The 26405-nt window shown below is 70.6% G+C and carries 27 protein-coding genes; 15 read left to right on the forward strand and 12 right to left on the reverse strand.

All coding sequences use genetic code 11. The features are described from left to right. The first annotated feature begins 23 nt into the window (after positions 1–23). The 4 genes from sdhA to OG611_RS02965 all read left to right on the forward strand — a co-directional run bounded on the left by sdhA (position 24) and on the right by OG611_RS02965 (position 3705). Positions 24–1778: a succinate dehydrogenase flavoprotein subunit gene (gene sdhA / locus OG611_RS02950; RefSeq protein WP_266415232.1), complete on the forward strand. Its 1755-nt coding sequence runs from the start codon at positions 24–26 to the stop codon at positions 1776–1778. Beyond that, positions 1778–2536, forward strand: a complete 759-nt coding sequence (locus OG611_RS02955) for a succinate dehydrogenase iron-sulfur subunit (protein WP_266415233.1) — start codon at positions 1778–1780, stop codon at positions 2534–2536. The genes sdhA and OG611_RS02955 overlap by 1 nt, the downstream gene beginning before the upstream one ends. 176 nt (positions 2537–2712) lie before the next feature. After that, a complete protein-coding gene (locus OG611_RS02960) occupies positions 2713–3312 on the forward strand; it encodes a hypothetical protein (RefSeq protein ID WP_266415234.1) in 600 nt (199 codons plus the stop codon). Between the two features lie 129 nt (positions 3313–3441). Continuing rightward, complete coding sequence (locus OG611_RS02965) at positions 3442–3705, forward strand: hypothetical protein (protein WP_266415235.1); 264 nt, start codon at positions 3442–3444, stop codon at positions 3703–3705. 11 nt (positions 3706–3716) lie between these two features. Here the strand turns inward: OG611_RS02965 and OG611_RS02970 are convergent, their stop codons facing one another. Continuing rightward, positions 3717–4226 (reverse strand): MarR family winged helix-turn-helix transcriptional regulator, encoded by a 510-nt coding sequence (locus OG611_RS02970; RefSeq protein WP_266415236.1) that lies wholly within the window; start codon positions 4224–4226, stop codon positions 3717–3719. A gap of 88 nt (positions 4227–4314) precedes the next feature. Here OG611_RS02970 and OG611_RS02975 point away from each other — a divergent pair, with 88 nt between their 5' ends. From OG611_RS02975 to OG611_RS02990, 4 genes are all read left to right on the forward strand, one after another. Continuing rightward, positions 4315–5541 carry an MFS transporter gene (locus OG611_RS02975; RefSeq protein WP_266415237.1) on the forward strand — a complete coding sequence of 409 codons (1227 nt, stop codon included), beginning with the start codon at positions 4315–4317 and terminating at the stop codon, positions 5539–5541. Positions 5542–5608: 67 nt separating this feature from the next. Then, positions 5609–6040, forward strand: coding sequence for a hypothetical protein (locus OG611_RS02980; protein ID WP_266415238.1), 432 nt, complete (start codon positions 5609–5611; stop codon positions 6038–6040). A 5-nt stretch (positions 6041–6045) separates the two neighbouring features. After that, positions 6046–6480: a thiol-disulfide oxidoreductase DCC family protein gene (locus tag OG611_RS02985; protein WP_266415239.1), complete on the forward strand. Its 435-nt coding sequence runs from the start codon at positions 6046–6048 to the stop codon at positions 6478–6480. A gap of 23 nt (positions 6481–6503) precedes the next feature. Further along, positions 6504–7238 (forward strand): TetR/AcrR family transcriptional regulator, encoded by a 735-nt coding sequence (locus OG611_RS02990; RefSeq protein WP_266415240.1) that lies wholly within the window; start codon positions 6504–6506, stop codon positions 7236–7238. Between the two features lie 82 nt (positions 7239–7320). On the opposite strand, the gene OG611_RS02995 is transcribed toward OG611_RS02990, so the two are convergent. The 3 genes from OG611_RS02995 to OG611_RS03005 form a co-directional block, all read right to left on the reverse strand. Continuing rightward, positions 7321–8877 (reverse strand): ABC transporter substrate-binding protein, encoded by a 1557-nt coding sequence (locus tag OG611_RS02995; RefSeq protein ID WP_266415241.1) that lies wholly within the window; start codon positions 8875–8877, stop codon positions 7321–7323. Positions 8878–9064: 187 nt separating this feature from the next. Continuing rightward, positions 9065–10387 (reverse strand): metallophosphoesterase, encoded by a 1323-nt coding sequence (locus OG611_RS03000; RefSeq protein WP_266415242.1) that lies wholly within the window; start codon positions 10385–10387, stop codon positions 9065–9067. Positions 10388–10416: 29 nt separating this feature from the next. Further along, entirely contained in the window at positions 10417–10662 is a 246-nt protein-coding gene (locus OG611_RS03005) for an SCO4848 family membrane protein (RefSeq protein ID WP_093549020.1), read from the reverse strand. 121 nt (positions 10663–10783) lie between these two features. On the opposite strand from OG611_RS03005, the gene OG611_RS03010 reads away from it, so the two are divergent. After that, complete coding sequence (locus OG611_RS03010; RefSeq protein WP_323180083.1) at positions 10784–12031, forward strand: D-alanyl-D-alanine carboxypeptidase; 1248 nt, start codon at positions 10784–10786, stop codon at positions 12029–12031. On the opposite strand, the gene OG611_RS03015 is transcribed toward OG611_RS03010, so the two are convergent. Beyond that, positions 11979–12908: a YihY/virulence factor BrkB family protein gene (locus OG611_RS03015; RefSeq protein ID WP_266415248.1), complete on the reverse strand. Its 930-nt coding sequence runs from the start codon at positions 12906–12908 to the stop codon at positions 11979–11981. The two genes, OG611_RS03010 and OG611_RS03015, sit on opposite strands and share 53 nt — an antisense overlap. Before the next feature lie 142 nt (positions 12909–13050). On the opposite strand from OG611_RS03015, the gene OG611_RS03020 reads away from it, so the two are divergent. Together OG611_RS03020 and OG611_RS03025 are read left to right on the forward strand one after the other, a co-directional pair. Further along, a complete protein-coding gene (locus OG611_RS03020; RefSeq protein ID WP_266415251.1) occupies positions 13051–14400 on the forward strand; it encodes an FAD-binding oxidoreductase in 1350 nt (449 codons plus the stop codon). Positions 14401–14471: 71 nt separating this feature from the next. After that, positions 14472–15341, forward strand: coding sequence for a decaprenylphospho-beta-D-erythro-pentofuranosid-2-ulose 2-reductase (locus tag OG611_RS03025; RefSeq protein ID WP_266415253.1), 870 nt, complete (start codon positions 14472–14474; stop codon positions 15339–15341). A gap of 43 nt (positions 15342–15384) precedes the next feature. On the opposite strand, the gene OG611_RS03030 is transcribed toward OG611_RS03025, so the two are convergent. Both OG611_RS03030 and trpS read right to left on the reverse strand, forming a co-directional pair. Continuing rightward, positions 15385–15972: a 2'-5' RNA ligase family protein gene (locus OG611_RS03030; RefSeq protein ID WP_266415256.1), complete on the reverse strand. Its 588-nt coding sequence runs from the start codon at positions 15970–15972 to the stop codon at positions 15385–15387. Positions 15973–16084: 112 nt separating this feature from the next. Then, positions 16085–17098, reverse strand: a complete 1014-nt coding sequence (gene trpS / locus OG611_RS03035; RefSeq protein WP_266415259.1) for a tryptophan--tRNA ligase — start codon at positions 17096–17098, stop codon at positions 16085–16087. Positions 17099–17238: 140 nt separating this feature from the next. Between trpS and rocD the strand changes: the two genes are divergently transcribed. Then, complete coding sequence (rocD, locus tag OG611_RS03040; protein WP_266415261.1) at positions 17239–18444, forward strand: ornithine--oxo-acid transaminase; 1206 nt, start codon at positions 17239–17241, stop codon at positions 18442–18444. Between the two features lie 146 nt (positions 18445–18590). Here the strand turns inward: rocD and OG611_RS03045 are convergent, their stop codons facing one another. Both OG611_RS03045 and OG611_RS03050 read right to left on the reverse strand, forming a co-directional pair. Further along, the gene (locus OG611_RS03045; protein ID WP_266415263.1) at positions 18591–19772 is read right to left on the reverse strand and encodes a glutathionylspermidine synthase family protein; all 1182 of its coding nucleotides are present in this window, start codon (positions 19770–19772) and stop codon (positions 18591–18593) included. Positions 19773–19777: 5 nt separating this feature from the next. Then, positions 19778–20053 (reverse strand): hypothetical protein, encoded by a 276-nt coding sequence (locus OG611_RS03050; RefSeq protein WP_266415265.1) that lies wholly within the window; start codon positions 20051–20053, stop codon positions 19778–19780. A gap of 125 nt (positions 20054–20178) precedes the next feature. Here OG611_RS03050 and OG611_RS03055 point away from each other — a divergent pair, with 125 nt between their 5' ends. After that, a complete protein-coding gene (locus OG611_RS03055) occupies positions 20179–21042 on the forward strand; it encodes a hypothetical protein (protein ID WP_266425483.1) in 864 nt (287 codons plus the stop codon). Between the two features lie 4 nt (positions 21043–21046). On the opposite strand, the gene OG611_RS03060 is transcribed toward OG611_RS03055, so the two are convergent. Further along, on the reverse strand, positions 21047–22450 hold the full coding sequence (locus tag OG611_RS03060) for a PLP-dependent aminotransferase family protein (protein ID WP_266415267.1): 1404 nt from the start codon (positions 22448–22450) through the stop codon (positions 21047–21049). A gap of 47 nt (positions 22451–22497) precedes the next feature. Between OG611_RS03060 and OG611_RS03065 the strand changes: the two genes are divergently transcribed. Both OG611_RS03065 and OG611_RS03070 read left to right on the forward strand, forming a co-directional pair. Then, positions 22498–23013 carry a carboxymuconolactone decarboxylase family protein gene (locus OG611_RS03065; RefSeq protein WP_266415269.1) on the forward strand — a complete coding sequence of 172 codons (516 nt, stop codon included), beginning with the start codon at positions 22498–22500 and terminating at the stop codon, positions 23011–23013. Between the two features lie 77 nt (positions 23014–23090). Next, positions 23091–23825, forward strand: a complete 735-nt coding sequence (locus OG611_RS03070) for an isocitrate lyase/phosphoenolpyruvate mutase family protein (protein WP_266415270.1) — start codon at positions 23091–23093, stop codon at positions 23823–23825. A gap of 57 nt (positions 23826–23882) precedes the next feature. Here OG611_RS03070 and OG611_RS03075 read toward each other — a convergent pair whose 3' ends face one another. Next, complete coding sequence (locus OG611_RS03075; protein ID WP_266415273.1) at positions 23883–25259, reverse strand: radical SAM protein; 1377 nt, start codon at positions 25257–25259, stop codon at positions 23883–23885. Between the two features lie 120 nt (positions 25260–25379). Next, entirely contained in the window at positions 25380–26369 is a 990-nt protein-coding gene (locus OG611_RS03080; RefSeq protein ID WP_266415275.1) for a malate dehydrogenase, read from the reverse strand. Positions 26370–26405 lie beyond the last annotated feature (36 nt).

A 26405-nucleotide genomic window follows, 5' to 3' on the forward strand; every position in this document is an offset into this window, starting at 1 on the left:
GGCCAGAGGGACCAGAGGAAATCATGCAGATCCACAAGTACGACACCGTCATCGTCGGCGCCGGCGGCGCCGGCATGCGCGCGGCCATCGAGTCCACGAAGCGCAGCCGTACCGCCGTGCTCACGAAGCTGTACCCGACCCGCTCCCACACGGGCGCCGCGCAGGGCGGCATGGCCGCCGCGCTCGCCAACGTGGAGGAGGACAACTGGGAGTGGCACACCTTCGACACCATCAAGGGCGGCGACTACCTGGTCGACCAGGACGCCGCCGAGATCCTGGCGAAGGAGGCCATCGACGCCGTCCTCGACCTGGAGAAGATGGGCCTGCCGTTCAACCGCACGCCCGAGGGCCGCATCGACCAGCGCCGCTTCGGCGGTCACACCCGTAGCCACGGCGAGGCCCCGGTCCGCCGGTCCTGCTACGCCTCGGACCGCACCGGCCACATGATCCTCCAGACGCTGTACCAGAACTGCGTCAAGGAGGGTGTGGAGTTCTTCAACGAGTTCTACGTCCTGGACCTGCTGCTCCAGGACGTCGACGGGGTCAAGAAGTCCGCCGGCGTCGTCGCGTACGAGCTGGCGACCGGTGAGATCCACGTCTTCCAGGCGAAGTCGATCATCTTCGCGTCCGGCGGCACCGGCAAGTTCTTCAAGGTGACGTCCAACGCGCACACCCTGACCGGTGACGGCCAGGCCGCCGCCTGGCGCCGGGGCCTGCCGCTGGAGGACATGGAGTTCTTCCAGTTCCACCCGACGGGCATCTGGCGCATGGGCATCCTGCTGACGGAGGGCGCCCGCGGTGAGGGCGGCATCCTCCGCAACAAGGACGGCGAGCGCTTCATGGAGAAGTACGCGCCGGTCATGAAGGACCTCGCGTCCCGTGACGTCGTGTCCCGCTCCATCTACACGGAGATCCGTGAGGGCCGCGGCTGCGGTCCCGAGGGCGACCACGTCTACCTCGACCTCACGCACCTGCCGCCGGAGCAGCTGGACGCCAAGCTCCCGGACATCACCGAGTTCGCGCGTACGTACCTCGGCATCGAGCCCTACACGGACCCGATCCCGATCCAGCCGACCGCGCACTACGCCATGGGCGGCATCCCGACCAACGTCGAGGGCGAGGTGCTGGCCGACAACACCACCGTCGTCCCGGGCCTGTACGCCGCCGGCGAGGTCGCGTGCGTCTCCGTGCACGGCGCCAACCGGCTGGGCACCAACTCGCTGCTCGACATCAACGTCTTCGGACGCCGCTCGGGCATCGGCGCCGCCGAGTACGCCGTGAAGAACGACTTCGTCGAGCTTCCCGAGAACCCGGCGCAGATGGTCGAGGAGCAGATCGAGCGGCTGCGCAACTCGACGGGCACCGAGCGGGTCTCGGTGATCCGCACGGAGCTGCAGGAGTGCATGGACGCCAATGTGATGGTGTTCCGCACCGAGCAGACCATCAAGACGGCCGTCGACAAGATCGCCGAGCTGCGCAAGCGCTACCTCGACGTGTCCATCCAGGACAAGGGCAAGCGGTTCAACACGGACCTCCTGGAGGCCGTCGAGCTGGGCAACCTGCTCGACCTGGCCGAGGTCATGGCGACCTCCGCGCTGGCCCGCAAGGAGTCCCGCGGCGGTCACTACCGCGAGGACTACCCGAACCGCGACGACGTCAACTTCATGCGCCACACCATGGCGTACCGCGAGGTCTCGGCCGACGGCACCGAGTCGATCCGGCTCGACTACAAGCCGGTCGTCCAGACCCGCTACCAGCCGATGGAGCGTAAGTACTGATGGCAACCCCGACTCTGGACAAGGTCGAGGCGGAGTCCGCCGCCTCCCCGTACATCACGGTCACCCTCCGGATCCGCCGCTTCAACCCCGAGGTCTCCGACGAGGTCCAGTGGCAGGACTTCCAGATCTCGATCGACCCGAAGGAGCGTGTGCTCGACGCCCTTCACAAGATCAAGTGGGAGACGGACGGCACCCTGACCTTCCGCCGGTCCTGCGCGCACGGCATCTGCGGCTCCGACGCGATGCGGATCAACGGCAAGAACAGGCTCGCCTGCAAGACGCTGATCAAGGACATCAACCCGGAGAAGCCGATCACGGTCGAGGCCATAAAGGGCCTCACGGTCCTCAAGGACCTCGTGGTCGACATGGACCCGTTCTTCCAGGCGTACCGCGACGTCATGCCCTTCCTCATCACCAAGGGGAACGAGCCGACCCGTGAGCGTCTGCAGTCCGCCGAGGACCGCGAGCGCTTCGACGACACCACCAAGTGCATCCTCTGCGCCGCGTGCACGTCCTCGTGCCCGGTGTTCTGGAACGACGGCCAGTACTTCGGCCCGGCGGCGATCGTCAACGCGCACCGCTTCATCTTCGACTCGCGCGACGAGGGCGGCGAGCAGCGCCTGGAGATCCTCAACGACCGTGACGGGGTGTGGCGTTGCCGCACCACCTTCAACTGCACGGACGCCTGCCCCCGTGGCATCGAGGTCACCAAGGCGATCCAGGAGGTCAAGCGGGCGCTGATCACGCGCCGCTTCTGACCCCCACCGGCACAACAGCCGCATCGATGCCCCGTTCTCCGCAGGAACACTGCGGGGAGCGGGGCCTCTTGCTGCGCCGTCCGGGTCTTGGCGGTACGGTCGTGCGGAACCGGGCACCGGTTCGCCACCGGCGCAGCAGGGCCGGGGCGCACAGGCTTGATCGAGAGCGGGGAACGTTGAGCGATCCGAATCCGTACGCGGACGACTCATACAAGTGGGGGCCGGCTCCCCAGCAGCCGGGCAATCCGCCCACCGTCGCGGACGGCCAGGGGCACCCCGGCCCGGCCACCCCCGCGTACGGCTACCCGCAGCCGCTGCCCGAGTCCGCGGCCCAGCCCGGCCCCGGCTACGGCTACCCCCAGGGCGTCGCGGCCCAGCCGACCATGCCCGGTCACGGCTTCCCGCAGCAGCCGGGCGCCCCGATGGGCGCCGGTATGCCGGTCCTGACGTTCGGTGACATCGCGGTCATGCAGGACCAGATCGTGACTCCGGCCGGTCCGATGCCGCTCAAGGGCGCGGTGTGGACGGCCACCGACCTGACGCGCACCGAGGAGAAGATCCCGACGGTGGGGATCGTGCTCGCGATCGTCTTCGCGCTGTTCTGTCTGGTCGGTCTGCTGTTCCTCCTGATGAAGGAGAAGCGGACGACCGGCTTCGTCCAGGTCTCGGTGACCAGCGGCGGGCGGCACCACTCGACGATGATCCCGGCGGTCGGCCCCGACACCTTCCCCATGGTGATGGCCCAGCTCAACACGGCCCGCGCGATGAGCATCTGACGGCCTTCGCCGACGGCCCGCCCCCGCCACACCGTCACCGTCGTCGCGCCGGACCGTGAACTGGTCGACGCGTACGCCTCGTCGGTCCGGGATCTCGCCGAGTCCACCCGGGCCCGGGGCCGGGAGATCGTGCTGCCGGACGGGCGGGCCGTCCCCGGCCTCGCCCCGGTGAAGGGCCGTCATCTGCGGCCGGGCGCCGCGTTCGCGCTGCTGCCGGCGGGCGTGCCGCTGCGCCGCGGCTTCCGGTCCTCGGTGGAGGAGGCGGCCCGGCGGTGGAACGAGACGCTCGGCCGCATCCTCGCGAAGGACCTGGACGAGCTGCGGGCGGAGCTGGCCGACTCCCTCGTCACCGACCCCGGCGAGGCGACCGGCGCGGCCGACGGGACGCGCTGAGCGCTCCCGGCTCAGTCCCAGGCGGCGCCGCCCCGGTCCTCGGCGACCACCATGACGCGCCGCAGCATGTCGTTGAGCAGCGTGCGTTCGTCCTTGTCGAGGACGCCGAGCAGCCGGTACTCCTCGTGGCCGAGGACGTCCATCGCGCCCAGCCAGGTCGAACGGCCCTCGTCGGTGAGTTCCACGTCGACCCGTCGGCGGTCGGTGGTGGAGGGCGTGCGGCGGACGAAGCCGCGCCGCTCCAGCGCGTCCAGCCGACCGGTGACGGAGGCGGGCGCGAGGTCGAGGTCGGCGGCGAGCTCGGAAGGGGCCGCCTTCCCGCCGCGTCCGGCCAGCTTGTGGAGCGTGTCGAACTCCTGGCGGTCCAGGTCGAAGTCGACCAGGGACTGTTCGCGTACCCGGCGCAGATGGACGGAGAGCTTCTTCATGCGGGTCACCGCACCCTCGACATCGGGATCGAGGCCGGGAAGCACGGGCTTCCAGCGCTCCACATGTCCGTCGGTCCAGTCGCGTCGCTCCATGGGGAAAGCCTACGCCCGGCCCTCAACTACCCTTCGGAACCAGATATTTCGTTGACGAATAGTTCGGTACCGAAATAGATTCTCGCGCATGCCGCACCCCTTGCGCACACGCGCCTTCCGCCTGCTCTTCGTCGGACGCACCCTCTCGCTCCTCGGCGACGCCGTCATCCCCACCGCCCTTTCCCTGGCCGTCTATCTGGCCACCGGCTCGACCGGGGCGCTCGCCCTGGTCCTCGGCTGCGCGATGGTCCCCAAGCTGCTCCTGCTGCCGCTGGGCGGCGTCGTGGGCGACCGCTTCAACGCCCGTACGGTCGCGCTCACCACGGATCTCGTACGGTGCGCGACCCAGCTCTTCGTCGGCGCCGAGCTGCTCGGCGGCGACCCGGCACTCTGGCAGATCGCCCTCGCCGAGGCGATCGGCGGCGCCGCCGGGGCGTTCGCGATGCCGACCGTCTCGCCGCTGATCCGCGGCACCGTGGCGGAGTCCGGGCTGCTGCGCGCCAACTCGCTGATGGCGGTCGTCGGCAGCTCCACCCGGCTCGGCGGACCGGCCCTCGCCGGTGCGCTGATCCTCACCGCGGGTCCGGGCTGGGCCTTCGTGCTGGACGGCGCCAGTTTCGCGGTGAGCGCCGCACTGCTGTCCGCCATCGAGGTCCGGCACGTACCCATCCCGCGGCGTTCGCTGTTCAGCGACCTCAAGGAGGGCTGGGGCGAGGTCCGCGGCCGTGACTGGTACTGGACGAGCCTGATCGCGCACGCCGCCTGGAACGGCGCGGCGGCCGTCCTGATGACGGTCGGACCGGCGCTCTTCGTCCGGGAGCTGGGCGGCAAGGGCGTCTGGGTCGCCCTCCTCCAGACCGGCGCGGTCGGGCTGCTCCTCGGCTCCCTGCTGGCCGGCCGGGCCCGCCCCCGCCGCCCGGTCCTGGTCGCCAACCTGGGGCTCGCCACGTACGCCCTGCCGCTCGGCCTGCTGGCCGCCCACGCACCCGTCGCGCTCACCATCGCCGCGTACGGCGTCGCCCAGGCCGGCCTCGGCTTCCTCGGCCCGGTCTGGGAGACCTCGGTCCAGTCCGCCGTACCGGCACACGCCCTGGCCCGGGTGACCTCGTACGACTGGCTGCTCTCCCTCGGCGCGATGCCGCTCGGCTACGCCCTGGCCCCGCTCGCGGCCTCGGCCTGGGGCGCCGAAGTGCCCCTGACCGTGGCCGCGGTGGCGGTCGGCGCGGCCTGCCTGGGGACGGCGGCGGTACCGGGCGTACGGCGCTTCGGGACGCCGGGCAGGCAGCCGGAGCACGTCGCCGCGACCCCGGCTTGAACATGTTCAAAAGCAGGTCTACAGTCCATGACAACAGCTTTTGAACGCGTTCAAGGGAGGGTGGGGCATGGACCTCACTGTTGTCGCGTATGTCATCTACCTGCTGATCAGCGTGGCGCTGACCGTCTGGGTCGCGCGCACGCTCAGCCGCAACGGCAAGGTGTTCCTCGCCGATGTGCTGCACGGGAACGAGAAACTCGCCGATGCCGTCAACCATCTGCTGGTGGTCGGCTTCTACCTGGTCAACCTGGGCTTCGTCACTCTCTACCTGAGGAACTCCGACGGCGTCACCGACGCCCGCGGGCTCTTCGAGGCACTGTCGGTGAAGCTCGGCGTCGTCCTGCTCGTCCTCGGTGTGATGCACCTCGGCAATGTCTATGTGCTCAACAAGATCCGCCGCCGCGGTCTGATGGAGCGTGAGCAGACCCCGCCCGTGGCCCCGCAGGGCTGGACGGGACCGGGCAACGGTCCGTGGGCGGCGCCCGCCCCGAGGGCCTGAGCGCCATGACGGACGGACCGGGCGGGCAGCGGCTCTCCGTCGAACGCCTCACGGTGCTGTACGACGCGCGGTGCTCGCTCTGCCTCCATCTGCGGCAGTGGCTGATGAAGCAGCGTCAGCTCGTCCCGCTCGACCTCGTCCCGGCGGCCTCCGGGGAGGCACGTCGCCGCTTCCCCGGGCTCGACCACGCCGGGACGCTGGACGAGATCACGGTGATCGGCGACCGGGGGCAGATCTACCGCGGGACCTCCGCGTGGATCGTCTGCCTCTGGGCGCTGGCCGAGCACCGGCCCAGGGCGCACTGGCTGACCACCCCGGCGGGCCGCCCGTTCGCCCGAGCCACCGTGCTCGCCGCCGCCAAGTACCGGTCCCTGACCGCTCCGCCGTGCGGCGAGGGGAGCGGGGACGGTGCCTGCACGGTCCCCGGATCCGAGGGCTGACCGGGCCGGATACCCTCGGGGCTGTGGTGAAGGAAGCGAAGGACGTGAAGGAAGTCAAGGCTCCCAAGAGCGAGCAGACCCGCACACTCATCCTCGAAACGGCGCTCCGGCTCTTCCAGGAACGCGGCTACGACAAGACGACGATGCGGGCCATCGCCCAGGAGGCGGGCGTCTCCGTGGGGAACGCCTACTACTACTTCACGAACAAGGAGCACCTCGTCCAGGGTTTCTACGACCGGCTCGCCGCCGAGCACGCGGCGGCCGTGCAGCCGGTCCTGGACGGCGACCGGGACCTCGCGGTGCGCATGCGCGGGGTCCTGCTCACCTGGCTGGACGTGGCGGAGCCGTACCACCGCTTCGCCGCCCAGTTCTTCAAGAACGCCGCCGACCCGGAGAGCCCGCTCAGCCCGTTCTCGGCGGAGTCGGTCGCGGCCCGCGAGGCGGCGATTTCCATCCACCGGCGGTGCCTGGCCGGTTCGGACACCAAGACCGACCCCGAACTGGCGGAGCTGCTGCCGCAGTTGATGTGGCTGATGCAGATGGGCCTGGTGCTGTACTGGGTGTACGACCGGACGGAGCACACCGCGCGCAGCCGCCGCCTGGTCGAGCGCTCCGCCCCGATCGGCGCCCGCGCCATCGCGCTCTCCCGGTTCCGGGTGCTGCGGCCGCTGGTGCGCCAGATCCACGACGTGCTGGAGGAATTCCTCCCCGGCACCACGAAGCCCGGGGGCCGGGCCGGGTCCGGCGCATCGGACTAGGAACGCGGCGGGGCGACCGCCCGGCAGCGCCGGTGCGACCGCCCCGTGTCCGGTCCGGCAGACCGTCAGGACCCCAGGACCGTCAGATCCGCTTCAGTTCCCAGAGCCGCCAGAGGCCGGTGCCGTCCGAGAGGTACTGCGAGCCGGAGACGTCCGTCGTGCTGACGACGTAGTCCTTCTTCTGCCACAGCGGGACCAGCGGCACGTCCTCGCCCACCTGCGCCTGGAGCTCCTTGAAGTCGGCCGCGGTGCGCCCGCGGTCGCTGTACTGCAGCGTGGAGCCGATCAGGCTGTCCACCTTCTTGTTGGAGTAGCCGTTGTGGAGGCTGTTGTCGCGGCCGACCAGCGGCTGGCTGAAGGTGTCGGAGTCCGGGTAGTCGGGGAGCCAGCCGACCGTGTACGCGTCGTACTTGCCGGCCGCGTACTCCTTCTGGAACTTCATCCAGTCGACGGCGTGGACCGTGACCTTGAACAGCCCGTCGGCCTCCAGCTGGCGGCGGAGCTCCGCGGTCTCCTTGGCGTACGTCTCGTCGCCGCCGCGGTAGCCGAAGCTGATGTTCAGCGGCGTCTGCACGCCGGCGTCCTTCATCAGCTTCTTGGCGCGCTCCGGGTCGGGCGAGGGGTAGGCGTCGAAGAACGGTGTGCTGTGCCCGATGTAGCCCTGCGGGATCAGCGAGTAGAGCGGCTCGACCGTGCCCTTGTAGATACCGCTCACCAGCGGCCCGCGGTCGATGATCGAGGCGATGGCCTGCCGGACCCTCTTGTCGGCCAGCGGAGAGCTCGGCCGGACGTTGAAGACGAGGTTGCGGATCTCGGCACTGTCCGCCTCGGTGACGCGCAGGTCGGGGTCGCCGGGGTTCAGCTCGGCGAGCGTGGCCGGCGGCAGTTCGCGGTGCGTGACGTCGAGCTGCTTGGCTTTCCAGGCGGCCTGGAGTTCGTCCGACTTCTTGTAGTAGTGAACGGTGACCGGGACACCGGTCTTGCTCAGCGCACCCTTGTAGAGGGGGTTGGGGACCAGCTCGGCGATCTCGCCCGCCCGGTACGACTTCAGCAGGTACGGGCCCGAGCCGTCGACGGTGTTCCCCTTGCGGAGCTTGTTCGGCGGGTACGACTCGCGGTCGACGATCGAACCGGCTCCGGTGGCGAGCTTCTGCGGGAAGGTCGCGTCGCGCGAGGAGAGGTTGAACGTGATGGTGCGGCCGTCGGCCACCACGTTCTTGAGGCTCGGGAACAGGATCCACGGACCGACGTCCGTCTTGATCCTGATCATGCGCTCGATGGAGTACTTGACGTCGTCGGCCGTGATCTTCCGGCCGTTGGAGAAGGTCAGGTCGTCGCGCAGCTTGCACTGGTACGTCTGGAGCTTCTGGCCGATGAAACCGCAGCTCTCGGCGGCGTCGGGTTCGGGGACGATCGCCCCGGACTTGAACGTCATGAGGGACTGGTAGATGTTGCTGTACATCGCCCAAGAACCCGCGTCGTACGCACCCGCAGGGTCGAGTGAGGTGACCACGTCGGTCGTGCCGACCGCGACCGGGTCGTTCTTCACCTCGTCCGAAGGAAGCAACTGCCAGGCGACGACGCCTGCGATGACCAAAACCGCGAGAATCGCGAGAATCCGTAGCCGGACCGACCGCATTGACGTGCTCTCCCTTACCAGCCCCACCTCGGCATTGTGCTCAGATCCGCACATCACCGCATGCTCACGATCAGCCAATCACACGAATTTCACATCTGGAAGAGCAAAACTGTGACTCATAGCCTTTTGTTCGACAGTTGAAACCTTGGGTGCATCTGGACGTCCGGAACCTGTCGTCGACGGAGAGTCACGCCCGGAGTGAAGCAAGCTCCACGACGGTGATGTCGGAGGGTGCACCGACCCGTACGGGCGGACCCCAGGCGCCCGCGCCCCGCGATACGTACAGCTGGGTGTCGCCGTACCGGTCGAGCCCGGCGCCCGTGGGATTGGCCAGATCTGCGATGTAGTTGCCCGGCCAGAGCTGGCCGCCGTGGGTGTGACCGGAGAGCTGGAGGTCCACGCCGTGGGCGACGGCGTCATGGATGACGACGGGCTGATGGGCCAGGAGGACGGCGGCGCGGGTACGGTCCCGGTCGCCGAGCGCGCGGTCGAAGTCGGGGCCCTGCCCCTCGCTCTCCCCGGCGACGTCATTGACGCCCGCAAGATCGAATCCGCCGATCTCGACCCGGGCGTTCTCCAGTGGGTGAAGGCCCAATTCCCTCACTTGGTCGACCCATTGGGCGGCGCCGGAGTAGTACTCGTGATTACCGGTGACGAAGAAATTCCCCTGCCGGGAACTCAGCCGGGCGAGCGGCTCCGCGGCCGGCCCGAGGTCGGCGACGGTTCCGTCGACGAGATCCCCGACGACGGCGACCAGATCCGGCTGGGTCCGGTTGATCGTGTCGACGATCCGCCGGGTGTGGGCGCAGCCGAGGATCGGACCGAGGTGGATGTCGCTGACGACGGCGATCCGGAAGCCGTGCGCGGAGCGCGGCAGTTTGGCGAGCGGGACGGTGATCCGCTTGACCCGCGGCCCCCGCAGCACCCCGTAGGTGCCGTAGCCGACCGTGCCGAGCCCCGCGACCGCGGCGGCACCGCCGACGGCGCGGGCGACGAACAGGCGCCGCGTGGGGGCGTCGGGGCGGTGCGGGGCGGGGGCGTCGGCGACGAGGGTGGCCGGTGCGGCTCCACCGGGAACCGGTGGAGCGGAAGCCTCGGCACCCGAGGAGAGATTAGAGGGATTTGCACTGTTTGGGCGATCTGCCGGGGATGCGTCGTCCGCTGACGCCACGTCCGCGCCCTTCGCCCGGCCCGCGAGCACCCGGCGCAGAACCGGCCGTACCGCCTCCCCCACCAGCAGCGCCAGCGTCAGGTACAGCACGGCGGCCAGCCACAGATAGCCCGGCCAGGCCAGCACCCGCTGGAGCCAGAAGGCCGCACCGGTGCGGCCGGAGACCAATGCGCCGATGCTCAGCAGGGGCAGGACGAACGCGGCCACCGTGCCGACCGTGCGCAGGACGCCGCCCTCGGCCGTCGTGTCACCGACGAGGCGGCGCCAGAGATAGCGGTGCACACCGGCGAGTAGTGCGAGCACCACGATCACCATCACCGCGAGACCGACCACTGCCACTTGTCCTCCCCCGCCGGTCGTACGGCCTGCTATGCGCGTTCGCGGCGCAGGGCCCTGACGCCACGGAACCCGATCACACCGACAGCCGTCCCCAGGAGAAAGGACGTGATGGCGAGCAGCAGATGCACCCAGAAGTACGCAGTCGGGTCACCCGCGTCGTCGAAGGCGAGTCCGCTGCCGTCCTTCCACAGGTTCTTGACGAAAGTGATCCAGATGAACCAGCTCCACACCCCGAAGGCGAGCAGGAACCAGGAGACGGGGCGGCTGAGCTTCATGGACTCAGTATCGCCGCCGCTCTCCGGCAAAGCCGCCCGGGGTGGGCTGTCCCGGCGGTACACCCGGCGGGTCAAGCCGTCCGCACCCATTTTCATATCTTCCCCCTGTACGTTTCCGACCGTGCCTGCTCTTAAAAAGACCGCACTGACGGTCATCTCTGCCGCCTTGTTGTCCACTTTTGTTGTCAGCCCGGCATCGGCGGTCAGTAAGGACACCTCCGACGACCAGCCGAAGCCGCCCGCGGGCATGTCCCAGGTCGGCGGCGAACTGCTGGGCCGGACCGGCACGCAGGTCAAGCTGGGACCGGACGCCCCGGTGCTGCCGAAGGACCTCACGGGCAGGTCCTGGATCGTCGCGGACGCGGAGAGCGGCCAGGTCCTCGCCTCGCACAACCCGCACTGGCGGCTGCCTCCCGCCTCCACCCTGAAGATGCTCTTCGCGGACACCGTGATGCCCGCGCTGCAGCCGAAGACCCAGAAGTACACGGTCAAGGACGAGGATCTCGCCGATCTCGGCGAGGGCAGCAGCCTGGTCGGCGTCAAGGAGAAGCTCACCTACACGGTCCACGACCTGTGGCTCGGAGTGTTCCTGCGGTCGGGCAACGACGCGGTGCATGTGCTGTCCGCGATGTACGGCGGCGTCCCCAAGACCGTCGACGCCATGCAGGCGCACGCCGAGGAGTTGCAGGCCCTCGACACGAAGGTGGTGTCGCCCGACGGGTACGACGCGCCCGACCAGGTCTCCAGCGCGTACGACCTGACGCTGTTCGCCCGCAGCGGGCTGCAGAAGGCGGACTTCCGGGAGTACTGCTCGACGGCCGAGGCGCAGTTCCCCGGCGCGGAGAAGAACGGGAAGCGCGAGAGCTTCGGCATCCAGAACACCAACAAGCTGCTCACCGGCGCGGGCGGCGTCGAGCCGTACAAGGGCATCGCGGGCGTCAAGAACGGCTACACCACGCACGCCGGCAACACCTTCACCGGCGTCGCCGAACGCAATGGCAAGGTGCTGCTCGTCACCGTCATGAACCCGTCGTCCGAAAAGCCCCACGCCGTCTACGACGAAGCCGCCGACCTCCTCGACTGGGGCTTCGACGCGAGCGGCAAGGTGACCCCGGTCGGCGAACTGGTGCCCCCGAAGTCCGCCACCACCGGAACCGGGAAGGGCCCCGCGGCCGAGCAGGGCAAGGACGAGGGCCAAAACGGCCCCGCGCAGACCGCGAAGGCCGCTGCGGCCGAGGGCGGCGGCGGAGGCGTCGGGGTCGCGCTGGGCATCGCCGGAGGCGTCCTGGTGCTGCTGGCCGGCGGGGTGTTCCTGGTCAACCGGCGCTGGCCGCTGCCGGACCTGATGCGCCGCCTTCCTCGCCGCTGACGGCTTCGGACGTCTCCCCGGCGTCCTCGCTGTTCTGCGTCGCCGTCCAGGCGGCGCAGAACAGCAGCAGCTTCGCCGAGAAGTTGATCCACAGCAGCAGCGCGACCGGCACCCCGAAGGCGCCGTACATGCTCTTCGACGCCACGCTCTGCATATAACTGCCGAGCAGCAGCTTGAGCAGTTCGAAACAGACCGCGCCGATCACCCCGGCGACCAGCAGCCTGCGCCGCGGGGGCTCGACCCCGGGCAGCAGGGTCAGCAGATAGAGCAGCAGCAGGAAGCCGGCGAGCGCCCCCACGACCATGGCGGCCACCCGCAGCACCACACCACCCGCGCCCCGGTCGGAGATGCCCAGCAGATCGGCGGCCCAGCCGACGGCGACGGAGCCGACCGACGACACGGCGAACGTGGCGAGCGCCGCCCCGCCGAGGCCGAACAGCAGCCCCACGTCCTTGAGTTTGCGCAGGACCGGATTGCCCAGATCCACATCGTCCAGACCCCAGACGGCACGCAGGCAGTCCCGCATCGAGCCGATCCAGCCGATGCCGGTGAAGAGCAGCAGCGCACCGGCCACCAGTCCGACCGTCCCCGCGTGGGTCACCAGGTTGTCGATGCCGAGTTGGTCGGAGATGCCGGGCACCTGCTCGGCCAGCTTGTCCTCGATCTTGTGGAGCTGCTCGGTGGAGAGCAGCGCGGCACCGATCGCCGCACCGACCGCGATCAGCGGGAAGAGCGCCAGAAAACTGATGAAGGTGATCGCGGCGGCCAGCCTGGCCCAGTGGACCCGCTCCAGCGTTTCGTAGGAGCGCCAGGCGTGCGTCGTCATCAGCCGGGAGACGATCGGCCCGATGACGGGGAGGTTTTTCAGCCAGTCCATGACGTACGACTACCCTCCCGGGCGCGGAAAACCGGCACCGGGCCCCGCTGCCGTACGGACTGACACATCCTCAATCACCCATTTCGGTGAGTGTTGTAACAAATACCTCGAAAGGGTTTTCTCGGGCGATACGGTCACCGTCATGTCTGTCGACACCGTGTCCCTGACCGGCTGGGGCCGCACCGCCCCGACGACCGCCCTGCGTTTCCGCCCCCGTTCGTACGAGGAGGCGGCGGCGACGGTACGCGGCTGCGGACCGCGCGGCTCCATCGCCCGGGGCCTCGGCCGGGCCCATGGCGACGCGGCCCAGAACGCGGGCGGCTCCGTCCTCGACATGACCGCGCTGAACCGGATCCGCACCGTCGACGCCGGGGCCGGACTCGTGGTCTGCGACGCCGGGGTCAGCCTGCACCGGCTGATGGAAGTCCTGCTGCCGCTCGGCTGGTTCGTCCCCGTCACGCCCACGACCCGTTATGTCACCGTGGGCGGCGCGATCGGCGCCGACATCCACGGCCACAACCAGCACCGCTCCGGCTCCTTCTCCCGGCACGTCCAGGAGCTGGAGCTGCTGACCGCCGAGGGCGAGATCCGTACGGTCCGGCCCGGCACCGGCCTCTTCGAAGCGACCGCGGGCGGCCTGGGTCTGACGGGCGTGATCCTCTCGGCCACGCTCCGGTGCCACCGCGTCACCAGCTCGTGGATGTCGGTCGACACCGAACGCGCCGTCGATCTGGACGACCTGCTGGAACGGCTCTGTGCCGGGGACCACCGCTACCGCTACTCGGCCGCCTGGATCGATCTCCGCGCCCGCGGCCGGGCGACAGGACGCTCCGTGCTCACCCGAGGGGAGCACGTACCCCGATACGCGCTCCCGGCGCACGCCCGGCGCACACCGCTCGCGTTCCGCCCGGGGCCGCTGCCGGCCGCCCCCGGCCTCGTCCCGGAAGCGCTGCTCGGCGGCGCCCCGGCCACCCTCTTCAACGAGCTCCGGTACCGCGGCGCGCCCCGGTACCGGATCGGCGAACTCCAGAGGCTGGCCACGTTCTTCCACCCCCTGGACGGCCTGCCGCAGTGGAACCGGGTCCACGGGCGGGCCGGATCCGTGCGGTACCAGTTCGTCGTCGGACCCGGCCAGGAGGAGGTGCTGCGCCGGATCGTGCGCCGGATCTCCCAGCGGCGCTGCCCGACGTCGAACGCCGTGCTCAAGCGGTTCGGCGCCGGCGACCCGGGCTGGCTGTCGTTCCCGATGCGCGGCTGGACGCTCGCCCTCGACCTGCCCGCCGCCCTGCCCGGCCTGGCCCGGTTCCTGGACTCGCTGGACGAGGAGGTGGCGGCGGCCGGCGGCCGGGTCTGCCTGGCGAAGGACTCCCGGCTCCGGCCGGAGCTGCTGACCGCGATGTATCCGAGGCTGGCCGACTTCCGGTCGCTGCGCGCCGAGCTGGACCCGGGCGGGGCCTTCCGCTCCGACCTGTCGCGCCGGCTGTCGCTCTGACTGCCGCCGCCCTCCGCCTTCCGCCCTCCCGTTCCCACCCCCGACCCCCTACGCCTGCAAGGAGTGTTCCCGTGAAGGACGCCTTCGGAGCCCCGCAGTCCCTGCTCGTCCTCGGCGGCACCTCGGAGATCGCCCTGGCCACCGCACGGCGGCTGATCGCCCTGCGGACCCGCACCGTCCGGCTGGCCGGACGCCCCTCCCCCGCCCTCGACGCGGCCGCCGCCGAACTGCGCGCACGCGGCGCCGACGTCCGTACGGTCGACTTCGACGCCCTCGACTCCGCGTCCCACGAGACGACGCTCGGCGCGATCTTCGCCGAGGGCGACATCGACATGGTGCTGCTCGCCTTCGGCATCGCGGGCGACCAGGGGCGCGACGAGGAGGAACCGCTCTCCGCGGTCCGGGTCGCCCAGACCAACTACACGGGGGCGGTCTCCGCCGGGCTGGTGTGCGCCGGCGCGCTCCAGGCGCAGGGGCACGGCTCGCTGGTGGTGCTGTCCTCGGTGGCGGGCGAACGCGTCCGCCGCGCCGACTTCATCTACGGGTCCAGCAAGGCGGGGCTGGACGCGTTCACGCAGGGGCTGGGGGACGCGCTGCACGGGACGGGGGTGCATGTGATGGTCGTGCGACCCGGCGTCGTACGGCCGGAGCCGGCCGCGGAAACGGTGCCGGCCGCACCGGCCACGCCACCGGCGGCCCGGGGCGGGGCGGCCCTGCTCGCGCCCTCGCGGATCACCGCGGCACGGTCCGCCTCGGCCCGGTTCGCCGCGGCGCCGCTGGAGTCGTCGCCGCTCACCACGACTCCGGACGCGGTCGCGGAGGCCATCGTGACGGGGCTGCGGCGGCGTTCGGAGACGGTGTGGGTGCCCGGGTCGCTGCGTGCGGTGATGTCGGCGCTGCGGCATGTGCCGCGCCCGCTGTTCAGGCGGCTGCCGCTCTGAACCGGGGGAGCCGGGGCGCTCGGCCCGGTCGCCGGGGAGGTGCTCAGTGCAGGGAGGGCTCATCCACGGAGGAGCCGCCCTGCGCGGGCACGGCGGACGCCCCGCCCCCGGCGCCGAACGGGAACTCGTTGATCTTGCGCCAGACGCTGTCCGAGCCCTGCTCGTACAGCGCGAAGGAACCGCAGGACCAGGACGCCTCGTAGTCGGCGAGCTCCGCGTACGCCCGGTCCATCGCCTCCTCGGCGATGTCGTGCGCCACGGTCACATGCGGGTGGTACGGGAACTGGAGCTCGCGCACCAGCGGCCCGGAGGCGTCCCGGACCCGCTTCTGCAGCCAGGTGCAGGCCGAGGCTCCCTCGACGACCTGGACGAAGACGACCGGCGAGAGGGGACGGAAGGTCCCGGTGCCGGACAGCCGCATCGGGAAGGGGCGGCCGCCCGTCGCGATCTGGGCGAGATGCGCCTCGATCGCGGGCAGGTCGGCCGCCTCGGCCTCGGTCGGCGGGAGAAGGGTGACGTGAGTGGGAATGCCATACGCGGCAGGGTCCCCGAAGCTCGCGCGCCGCTCCTGGAGCAGGCTGCCGTAGGGCTCCGGGACCGCGATCGAAACGCCGAGCGTTACGGTCCCCACGTCGTCCTCCTCAATCCTCGATGGTCGGTGGCCTGCTTTCGGCCACCGACCGGTTCGGCTTCCCATCGCCAGTGTGACGCCTGCGACCGCGAAACCGCCAGGGTCCTTGGACTCAGTGCTTCGCGGGCAGAAAGCCCATCCGGTCGTACGTCCGGGCCAGGGTCTCGGCCGCGACGGCACGGGCCTTCTCCGCGCCCTTGGCCAGGATCGAGTCCAGCGTCTCCGGGTCGTCCAGGTATTCCTGGGTGCGGGTACGGAACGGTGTGACGAACTCGACCATGACCTCGGCGAGGTCGGTCTTGAGCGCACCGTAGCCCTTGCCGTCGTACTTCTGCTCCAGATCCGCGATACCGGTCCCGGTCAGTGTCGAGTAGATGCTCAGCAGATTGCTGACACCGGGCTTCTCGGCCCGGTCGAAGCGGATCACCGTGTCGGTGTCGGTGACCGCGCTCTTCACCTTCTTGGCGGTGGCCTTCGGCTCGTCCAGGAGGTTGATCAGGCCCTTCGGGGTCGGCGCCGACTTGCTCATCTTCGCCGACGGGTCCTGGAGGTCGTAGATCTTCGCCGTCTCCTTGAGGATGTACGGGTCCGGCACGGTGAACGTGTCGCCGTAGCTGCCGTTGAACCGCTCGGCGAGGTTGCGGGTCAGCTCCAGGTGCTGGCGCTGGTCCTCGCCGACCGGGACCTGGTCGGCCTGGTACAGCAGGATGTCGGCCACCATCAGCATCGGGTACGTGAAGAGACCGACCGTGGTGCGGTCGGCACCCTGCTTGGCGGACTTGTCCTTGAACTGCGTCATGCGCGACGCCTCGCCGAAGCCGGTGAGGCAGTTCATGATCCAGCCGAGCTGGGCGTGCTCGGGGACATGGCTCTGGACGAAGAGCGTGCAGCGCTCCGGGTCGAGACCGGCCGCGAGGAGCTGGGCGACGGCGAGCCGGGTGTTCGCGCGCAGCTCCGCGGGGGCCTGCGGGATGGTGATCGCATGCAGGTCCACGACCATGTAGAAGGCGTCGTGGGATTCCTGCAGCGCCACCCACTGGCGGACCGCACCGAGGTAGTTGCCGAGGTGGAACGAGCCTGCGGTGGGCTGGATTCCGGAGAGCACGCGGGGGCGTTCAGAGGCCATGGAACTCATTGTCTCAGGTGCGGGCGGCGACCCCCGACCGGCCTGGCGCGCCGCAAAACACAGGTTTCCTCACCACGGATCCGACCGACGATACAAAGTGGGCACCACCCCGCCCACGCCGCACGACGAACGGAGATCCCGTGTCTGTCACGGAAACCGCCATCGCCTCCGCCGAGGCGCACAGCGCGCACAACTACCATCCGCTGCCCGTCGTCGTCGCCACGGCGGACGGGGCCTGGATGACCGATGTCGAGGGCCGTCGCTACCTCGACATGCTCGCCGGCTACTCGGCGCTCAACTTCGGTCACGGCAACCGGCGCCTGATCGACGCCGCCAAGGCGCAGCTGGAGCGGGTGACCCTGACCTCGCGCGCCTTCCACCACGACCGGTTCGCCGACTTCTGTACGCAGCTCGCCGAGTTGTGCGGCATGGAGTCGGTGCTGCCGATGAACACGGGCGCGGAGGCCGTGGAGACCGCGGTGAAGACGGCCCGCAAATGGGGTTACCGGGTGAAGGGCGTCCCGGACGGCATGGCGAAGATCATCGTCGCCGCCAACAACTTCCACGGCCGGACGACGACGATCATCAGCTTCTCCACGGACCAGGAGGCGCGGGAGGACTTCGGCCCGTACACACCGGGGTTCGAGATCGTGCCGTACGGGGATCTCACGGCGCTCCGGGAGGCGATGACCGAGAACACCGTGGCGGTGCTCATGGAGCCGATCCAGGGCGAGGCAGGGGTACTGGTGCCGCCGCCGGGCTATCTCCCCGGGGTGCGCGCGCTCACGCGCGAGCGGAACGTGCTGTTCATCGCGGACGAGATCCAGTCGGGCCTGGGCCGGACCGGCAGGACCTTCGCCTGCGAGCACGAGGGGGTCGTGCCGGACATGTACGTGCTCGGCAAGGCACTGGGCGGTGGTGTGGTGCCGGTGTCGGCGGTGGTCTCGTCGCAGGACGTGCTCGGGGTGTTCCGGCCCGGTGAGCACGGTTCGACCTTCGGCGGCAATCCCCTGGCCTGCGCGGTCGCGCTGGAGGTCATCGCGATGCTCCGCACCGGCGAGTTCCAGCAGCGGGCGACCGAGCTGGGCGAGCACCTGCACCAGGAGCTGCGGCTGCTGGTGGGCGGCGGCGCGGTGGAGGAGGTGCGCGGCCGCGGGCTGTGGGCGGGCGTCGACATCGCTCCGAGCCACGGCACGGGCCGGGAGATCTCCGAGAAGCTGATGGACCGCGGGGTGCTGGTCAAGGACACCCACGGCTCGACGATCCGGATCGCCCCGCCGCTGGTGATCAGCAAGGAGGACCTGGACTGGGGCCTCGAACAGCTCCGCGCCGTCCTGCGCGGCTGATCCCCGCACCCGCTCGCCGGGCAGGCCCGGGGCCTGTCCGGCGGCCCGCCCCGGCAGACTCCGTCCCGTGAGACCCGACCTGACACTGCTGCGGGACCTGCTCGGCTGGCTGCGCGCGGGCGGGGCCCTGGCGGACCGAGGGCGCCCTAGAGGATGACGTGCGGCAGGAAGCGGGCGTACTCGTCGGTGACCGGGCCCTCCGATTCACGGATGCCGAGACCGGCCGCCTCGTCCTCGACGACCCACGCGCCCAGCACCACACGGTTGCCGTCGAAGTCCGGCAGCGGCGCCAGCTCCTGGTAGCAGCACGGCTCGTCCCGCGGCGCCGCCGGGCTTCCCGGCCCGTGGATCGTGACCCCGGCCCCCTCGCGGCCGAGCAGCGGCTTGGCGACCCAGCCGCGCGAAGCCGCGAGTTCGCGGGGACCGTCGAGGTAGGAGGGCAGCAGGTTCGGGTGGCCCGGGTAGAGCTCCCAGAGGATCGCCAGCAGCGCCTTGTTGGACAGCAGCATCTTCCAGGCGGGCTCGATCCAGCAGGTCGTGCCGGTACCGCCGCCGTTGTCGAGGGTGTCGAGCACATGCGGGCCGAACCGGTCGGTCGCCAGCCACTCCCACGGATACAGCTTGAAACAGCTCCGGATGAAACGGAGCCGCTCGTCGACGAACCGCCCGCTCAGCCGGTCCCAGCCGATCTGCTCGACGGACAGCGCCTCCGTGTCGATGCCGGCCTGTGCGGCGGTCTCCCGCAGATAGGCGACCGTCATCAGGTCCTCGCCCAGCTCGTCGCCGTCGGAGTGCGCGAAGTGCAGTGGTCCCGGCGGCAGCAGGGCGGCCTGCCGTTTCCAGGCCGCCACGAGTCGTTCGTGCAGCGAGTTCCACTGGTCGGCACCCGGGAAGCGGTCCTCCATCCAGAACCACTGGGCGCTCGCGGCCTCCACCAGGGAGGTGGGGGTGTCCGCGTTGTACTCCAGCATCTTCGCCGGACCGGTGCCGTCGTAGCACAGGTCGAACCTGCCGTAGAGGGAGGGCAGTTCGGCACGGCGGTGCCAGGACCGGGCGATCAGTGCGGCCAGCCGGCGGTCGGTGATGCCGAGCTCGGCGAAGCGGTCCCGCTCCACGATGTGCGCGGCCGCGGCCAGACACATGGTGTGCAGTTCCTCGACGACGTCCTCCAGCGCCTCGACCTCGGGCAGCGAGAAGACGTAGTAGGCGCTCTCGTCCCAGTACGGGCGCAGCGATCCGTCCGGGTAGCGGGTGAGCGGGAAGACGATCCCCTGCTCCTCCACCGTGCGCTGCCAGTCGGGGCGCGGCTGCGTGGTGCGGCGCTCCATGCCGGTCAGCCGCCGCCGGTGCCCGAGCAGCCGAAGCCGCCGCGTTCGACCGCGGACTTGTTGAAACTGCCGCCCTGCACCTTGCCGTTCTTGCTGCTGCCGCCGTAGTAGTAGGACCCCTTGCCGTCGCTCTTCTTGCACTCGTAGCTCGGCAGTCTGTCCTGGGTCAGCGGGTCGACACACCGCTTGTCCGGCTCCGAACCGCAGGAGGTGATCATCGCCGCGAGCACTCCCATGCCGCCGAGCACCACGGTGCTCGACCTCAGCCTGCGTGTTGCCATGTTTCCGTCTCCCCCGCCATACGAATCGAGCCAGTGTGGCCATTCGTCAGATTAAAGGGCCGCCGGGTGCGGCTGGAAGCGGGACACCGAACGTCCCCAAGTAGAGTCCCTCTGTGCTTCTCGGGATGATCTGTGCGCTCGGCGCCGCCGTCTGCTTCGGTACCGCCTCGGTCCTCCAGGCCGTCGCCGCGCGGGCCGCCGCCGAGCCGGGGTCGGACGCGGGGGTCGATCCGGCGCTGCTGCTGCGCGCCCTTCGCCAGTGGCGATACATCGCCGGACTCGCCCTGGACGGCTGCGGTTTCGTCCTCCAGATCGTCGCCCTGCGCTCGCTGCCGATCTACGCGGTGGGCGCCGCGCTGGCCGCGAGTCTCGCGGTGACCGCGGTGGTCGCCGCCCGGCTGCTGAAGGTGCGGCTGAGCGCCGTCGAGTGGTCCGCGGTCGGCGTCGTCTGCGCCGGCCTCGGCATGCTGGGGTTCGCCTCCGGCGGTGAGGGCCACGGCACCGGTTCGGCGGCCCTGGGCTGGTGGATGCTGGGGATCGCCCTCGGCGTCCTGCTGATCGGCTCCGCGGCCGGACGCCTCCCGGAGAAGCCGCGGGCGCTCGTGCTGGGTCTCGGCGCGGGATGCGGCTTCGGGGTGGTGGAGGTCACGGTCCGGCTGATCGACGACGTGTCGCCGTCGGCGCTGCTCGCCAACCCCGCCGCGTACGCGCTGCTGCTGGGCGGCGGTTCGGCGTTCCTGCTGCTCACCTCGGCCCTGCAACGCGGTTCGGTGACGACGGCGACGGCCGGGATGGTGCTCGGCGAGACGATCGGCCCGGCGCTGGTGGGCGTCGTCTGGCTCGGCGACCGCACCCGCGAGGGCCTGGAGTGGCTGGCGGTCGCCGGTTTCGTGGTGGCGGTGGCGGGCGCGCTGGCCCTGGCCCGGTTCGGCGAGGCCCCGGCGGACGCCCCGGAACCGTCCGTCCCCGAACGCATCAAGGGCGCGTAGGACCTCAGGGCAGCACCCGGCAGAGTGCGTCCAGGGCGCCCGCCCAGGCGCTGTCGGTGGGTGTTCCGTAGCCGATGACCAGCGCGTCGCGGCCCGGCGCCGCCTCCGGGTGCCGGAAGCGCGAGAGCCCCTCCAGCGCCAGCCCCTGCCACGCCGCCGACCGGAGCACCGACGCCTCGCTGCCCTCGGGCAGTTCGAGCACGGCGTGCAGCCCGGCCACCATGCCGCTGATCCGGACACCGGGGGCCCGCTCCGCCAGTACCGCGACGAGCTGGTCGCGGCGGCGCCGGTAGTGCAGCCGCATCGAGCGCACATGACGGTCGTACGCGCCCGACGCGATGAACTCCGCGAGCGTCAGCTGGTCCAGCGCGCTCGACGACCAGTCGCTCATCCCCTTGGCCTCGGACACCTCCCCCACCAGCGCCTCCGGCAGCACCATCCACCCCAGGCGCAGCCCGGGTGCCAGCGACTTGCTCGTCGTGCCCAGGTGCACCACGCGTTCGGGGTCGAGGCCCTGGAGCGCGCCGACCGGCTGCCGGTCGTAGCGGAACTCGCCGTCGTAGTCGTCCTCCAGGATCAGCCCGCCCGTGCCGCGCGCCCAGTCCACGGCCGCGGCCCGCCGGTCGGGGTGGAGCGGCACCCCCGTCGGGAACTGGTGCGCGGGCGTCATCAGGACCGCGCCCACGCCGCGCAGACCGGCCAGTTCCCCGGTCCTCGCCCCGAGTCCGTCGACCGGGAGGCAGGGCAGCCGCAGCCCGGCGTCCGTGAGCAGGTTCCAGTGCACGTCCAGTCCGTACGACTCGACGGCCACCTCCCGCACCCGCCGCTTGCGCAGCACCGGCCCCATGAGTTTCAGCGCCTGCACGAAACCGGCGCAGATCATGATCCGTTCCGGATCCGCGTACACCCCGCGGGCCCGTGCCAGATAGTCGGCGAGCACGGTGCGCAGCTCGATGCGCCCGCGCGGATCGCCGTATCCGAAGGCGTCGTTGGGCGCGGCCGCCAGTGCGCGCCGGGACGCCTTGAGCCAGTCGGCGCGCGGGAACGTCGAGAGGTCGGGCGACCCGCCCAGCAGGTTGTGGGCGGGCCGGGACCGCACCGCCCGCGCCCGCGTGGTCCTGCCGGCCGGGGGGCGCGGCTCGGCCCGCTGCGCCACCCGGGTGCCCGAGCCCTGCCGGGCGGTGAGCCATCCCTCGGCGACCAGCTCCGCGTAGGCGTCGGCGACGGTGTTCCGGGCGATGCCGAGGTCGGCGGCGAGGCCGCGGGACGACGGCAGCCGGGTGCCGGGCGCCAGGCGCCCCGTCCGTACGGCCTCGCGCAGGGCGTCCATGAGTCCGGCCCGCAGCCCTGACGCACCGGTCGTTTCGAGATGCAGGTCGGCACCGAAAGTGGCCCATGAATCTGTCACGGAAATGGACCATACCGTTGCGCCACCCACTCCGTAACGTCGTAGCCATGACGACGACCGACCACAGCCACCCGACGACCGGCCTCAACCCCGAGCACGCCCCGCGCATGCAGCCCTGGGCCGAGCTGGCCCCCGATGTCTACAAGGCCATGGTCCGGCTGGACGCGGCATCCCGTAAGGGCCTCGACCCGGTCCTGGCGGAGCTGGTGAAGATCCGCGCCTCGCAGCTGAACCACTGCGCGTTCTGCCTCGACATGCACACCAAGGACGCGCTCGCGGCCGGTGAGTCCATCGAGCGGATCGTCCAGCTCAGCGCGTGGGAGGAGTCGCAGCACTTCTACACGCCCAAGGAGATCGCGGCCATCGAGCTGACCGAGGCGGTGACGGTGCTGACCGACGGCTTCGTGCCGGACGAGGTCTGGGAGAAGGCCGCGAAGCAGTTCGACGAGACCGAGCTCGCCCATCTCATCGCCGCGATCACGACGATCAACGCCTGGAACCGCTTCGCCGTGACCACCCGTATGGTCCCCGGTCACTACAAGTCGGGCGACATCAAGCACTGACCCGCCGGGCCTGCCGGGCCGGCCCGGCATGCTCGTACCGCGCACCGCCACCGCTCGACACCCCACAGGAGCCCCACGTGACCGTTTCCGTCCTCCGCGCCCTGCACCACGACCGCACCCCCGGCGACCCGCTGGTCGTCCCCGGCCCGTGGGACGCGGCGAGCGCCCGCGTCTTCGTCGACGCCGGTTTCCCGACGCTGGCCACGCCCAGCGCCGGGATCGCGGCCTCGCTCGGTTACGAGGACGGGGCGACGCCCGCCGACGAGATGTTCGCGGCCGTGGCCAGGATCGTGCGCGCCGTGCCCGCCTCCGTGCCCGTCTCGGCGGACATCGAGGCGGGTTACGGACTGGCGCCGAAGGAACTCGTGGAGCGGCTCCTGGACGCCGGAGCCGTCGGCTGCAATCTGGAGGACTCCGCCGACGGCGCCCTCCTCGACGCCCAGCGGCAGGCGGACCGGCTCGCGGAGGTGCGGGCGGTCGCGGGCGACGCGCTCTTCGTCAACGCCCGCGTCGACACGTACGTCCGAGGCGTCCCTGACGGCACGGACCCGGAGACGGAGACGGTCCGCCGCGCACTGCTGTACGTGGCGGCGGGCGCGGACTGCGTCTATCCGATCATGGCCCCGCCCGAGGCGCTGCCCGCACTGGCCGCCGCCGTCCCGGCCCCGCTCAACGCCTTGGCGCGGCTGGACGGCCCGACCCCGCGCCGGCTGGGCGAGCTGGGCGCCACCCGGATCACCTTCGGCCCCGGGCTGCAGCGCCGGGCCATGGCTGCCGTGCGCGAGATCGCGGACGAGGTGCTGAGGGGCTAGAAGACTCATGAAGATCTTGATGAGTCTTCTAGGCACCCGGGCCGACGTCCTGGGCGGTCAGGCCCGTCTGCCGCCGAAGGCCGCCAGGGTCCGCTCCAGCATCGGCATGGCCCGCACCACGTTGCGGGAGCGGATCAGGGTGTCCCAGGCGGGCTCGAACTTCTTCCAGCCGCCCGAGTACGCCAGGTGCCTGAGCCGTTCGTGCGTGCCCGGCTGGGCGGCCGCACCGCGCCAGATGTTGGACCACCGGTAGAAGTCGCGGTACGCACGCCAGTACCCGTCCTCCAGCTGGCCCGGGGTCATGCCCTTAGGGCGGTACACGACATGGCGGGTGTCGTAGAGGTCCCAGTCCCGGTGGACGATCCGGTCCTCCGCCTCCAGCTGCTTCCACAGACCGGTGGACGGATACGGCGTCATGATGTGGAAGGTGGCCGTCTCGATGCCCTGCTCGACGGCCCACTCCACCGTACGGTCGAAGACGTCCGGACCGTCGTGGTCGAGCCCGAAGACGAAGCTGGCGTTGACCATGACCCCGGCGTCATGGAGCCGGCGAACGGCGGCCGCGTAGTCCTTGCCGATGTTCTGGTCCTTGCGCCGCTCGGCGAGGTTCGCGCTGTTGACGGTCTCGAAGCCGACGAACAGGCTGCGCAGCCCCGCGTCCACGGCGCGCTCCAGCAGATCCGGCTGGAGGACGGACTTCACCGTGCCGGCAGCCTGCCAGAGCCGCCCCATTCCGGCCATCCCGTCGAAGAGCGCCTCGGCGAAGCGCCGGTTGCCGAGCAGATGGTCGTCGAGGAAGTACAGATGGCGGCCCGGCAGCCGCTCGATCTCGGCGAGCGCGTCGTCCACGGCCTGGGTGTAGAAGGACTTCCCGCCCTCGAAGAAGGCGTCCTTGTAACAGAAGTCGCAGTGGTGCGGGCAGCCGCGCGAGACGACGATCGAGTTGGGCACGAGGTAGAGCTGCCGCTTGATCAGGTCGCGCCGTACGGGCGGCAGTCCGGCCAGGGTGCGCAGTTTCGAGTCGTACCGGCGGCCCGGCACCCCGTCGCGGAACTCCTTGAGGAAGAGCGGCCAGGTGTCCTCGCCCGGCCCGGTGAAGATCGTGTCGGCGTGGGCGGCGGCCTCGTCCGGGAGCGAGGTCACATGGAGGCCGCCCATGGCGACGTGGACGCCGCGGGCGCGGAAGTGGTCGGCGATCTCGTAGCCGCGCCGGGCGGAGGTGATGTACGGCTGGACGACCAGGAGATCGGGGCTGTCGAGCGCCTCGATGTCGACCCGCTCGACGTGTTCGTCGAGGAGCGTCACCTCGTCGTCCGCATCGAGGTACCCGGCAAGGGTCGCCAGGCCCAGTGGCGGGAAGAGCGAGTACTTGATGGGCCTGAACAGCGGGCTGGTCGCCTCTGTCAGGGCCGGAAGAATCATCGTCACGCGCATGACAGCCCAGACTCGGGAGGGGGTGCGGTCGGTTCCCGGCCGGGGCCGCGTGCCGACGCCGTCGCCCCCGGCAGCGGGTGCTGCCGGGGGCGACGGGGTACGCGTGGAAGGGCGTACGGATCAGATCAGGCCGAGCTCGCGAACCGCGTCGCGCTCCTCGGTGAGCTCCTTCACCGACGCGTCGATGCGCGCACGGGAGAAGTCGTTGATGTCCAGGCCCTGGACGATCTCGTACGCGCCGTCCTTCGTGGTGACCGGGAAGGACGAGATGATGCCTTCGGGCACGCCGTAGGAGCCGTCCGACGGGATGCCCATGGAGGTCCAGTCGCCCGTGGCGGTGCCGTTGACCCAGGTGTGCACGTGGTCGATGGCGGCGTTGGCGGCGGAGGCGGCCGAGGACGCGCCACGGGCCTCGATGATCGCGGCGCCACGCTTGGCGACGGTCGGAATGAAGGTGTCGGCCAGCCACGCCTCGTCGTTGACGAGCTCGGCGGCGTTCTTGCCGGCGATCTCCGCGTGGAAGATGTCGGGGTACTGGGTCGCCGAGTGGTTGCCCCAGATCGTCAGCTTCTTGATGTCGGAGACGGCGGCACCGGTCTTGGCGGCCAGCTGCGAGATCGCGCGGTTGTGGTCGAGGCGGGTCATCGCGGTGAAGCGCTCGGCCGGTACGTCCGGGGCCGCGGCCTGCGCGATGAGCGCGTTGGTGTTGGCCGGGTTGCCGACGACGAGGACCTTGATGTCGTCCGCGGCGTTGTCGTTGATGGCCTTGCCCTGCGGCTTGAAGATGCCACCGTTGGCGGAGAGCAGGTCACCGCGCTCCATGCCCTTGGTACGCGGGCGGGCGCCGACGAGCAGGGCGACGTTGGCACCGTCGAACGCCTTGTTGGCGTCGTCGGTGATCTCGATGCCGCGCAGCAGCGGGAAGGCGCAGTCGTCGAGCTCCATCGCGGTGCCCTCGGCGGCCTTCAGGCCCTGCGGGATCTCCAGGAGACGCAGGTTGACCGGCACGTCCGGGCCGAGCAGGTGGCCGGAGGCGATGCGGAAGAGCAGCGCGTAGCCGATCTGGCCGGCTGCGCCGGTCACGGTGACATTCACGGGAGTGCGGGTCATGGCGATCTCCGTTAGACAGCTGGCGGTGGGGGTTCC

It is taken from the genome of Streptomyces sp. NBC_01363 (assembly GCF_026340595.1).
Classification (GTDB): Bacteria; Actinomycetota; Actinomycetes; order Streptomycetales; family Streptomycetaceae; genus Streptomyces.

Coding starts and splice junctions, on each gene's coding strand:
- OG611_RS03075 (WP_266415273.1), bottom strand. CDS start 25,259: ATGCGCGTGACGATGATTCTTCCGGCCCTGACAGAGGCGACCAGCCCG.
- OG611_RS02985 (WP_266415239.1), top strand. CDS start 6,046: ATGACGGACGGACCGGGCGGGCAGCGGCTCTCCGTCGAACGCCTCACG.
- sdhA (WP_266415232.1), top strand. CDS start 24: ATGCAGATCCACAAGTACGACACCGTCATCGTCGGCGCCGGCGGCGCC.
- OG611_RS02995 (WP_266415241.1), bottom strand. CDS start 8,877: ATGCGGTCGGTCCGGCTACGGATTCTCGCGATTCTCGCGGTTTTGGTC.
- OG611_RS03080 (WP_266415275.1), bottom strand. CDS start 26,369: ATGACCCGCACTCCCGTGAATGTCACCGTGACCGGCGCAGCCGGCCAG.
- OG611_RS03015 (WP_266415248.1), bottom strand. CDS start 12,908: ATGGACTGGCTGAAAAACCTCCCCGTCATCGGGCCGATCGTCTCCCGG.
- OG611_RS03055 (WP_266425483.1), top strand. CDS start 20,179: ATGATCTGTGCGCTCGGCGCCGCCGTCTGCTTCGGTACCGCCTCGGTC.
- trpS (WP_266415259.1), bottom strand. CDS start 17,098: ATGGCCTCTGAACGCCCCCGCGTGCTCTCCGGAATCCAGCCCACCGCA.
- OG611_RS03065 (WP_266415269.1), top strand. CDS start 22,498: ATGACGACGACCGACCACAGCCACCCGACGACCGGCCTCAACCCCGAG.
- OG611_RS03020 (WP_266415251.1), top strand. CDS start 13,051: ATGTCTGTCGACACCGTGTCCCTGACCGGCTGGGGCCGCACCGCCCCG.
- OG611_RS02955 (WP_266415233.1), top strand. CDS start 1,778: ATGGCAACCCCGACTCTGGACAAGGTCGAGGCGGAGTCCGCCGCCTCC.
- OG611_RS03045 (WP_266415263.1), bottom strand. CDS start 19,772: ATGGAGCGCCGCACCACGCAGCCGCGCCCCGACTGGCAGCGCACGGTG.
- OG611_RS02975 (WP_266415237.1), top strand. CDS start 4,315: ATGCCGCACCCCTTGCGCACACGCGCCTTCCGCCTGCTCTTCGTCGGA.
- OG611_RS03005 (WP_093549020.1), bottom strand. CDS start 10,662: ATGAAGCTCAGCCGCCCCGTCTCCTGGTTCCTGCTCGCCTTCGGGGTG.
- OG611_RS02970 (WP_266415236.1), bottom strand. CDS start 4,226: ATGGAGCGACGCGACTGGACCGACGGACATGTGGAGCGCTGGAAGCCC.
- OG611_RS03050 (WP_266415265.1), bottom strand. CDS start 20,053: ATGGCAACACGCAGGCTGAGGTCGAGCACCGTGGTGCTCGGCGGCATG.
- OG611_RS02980 (WP_266415238.1), top strand. CDS start 5,609: ATGGACCTCACTGTTGTCGCGTATGTCATCTACCTGCTGATCAGCGTG.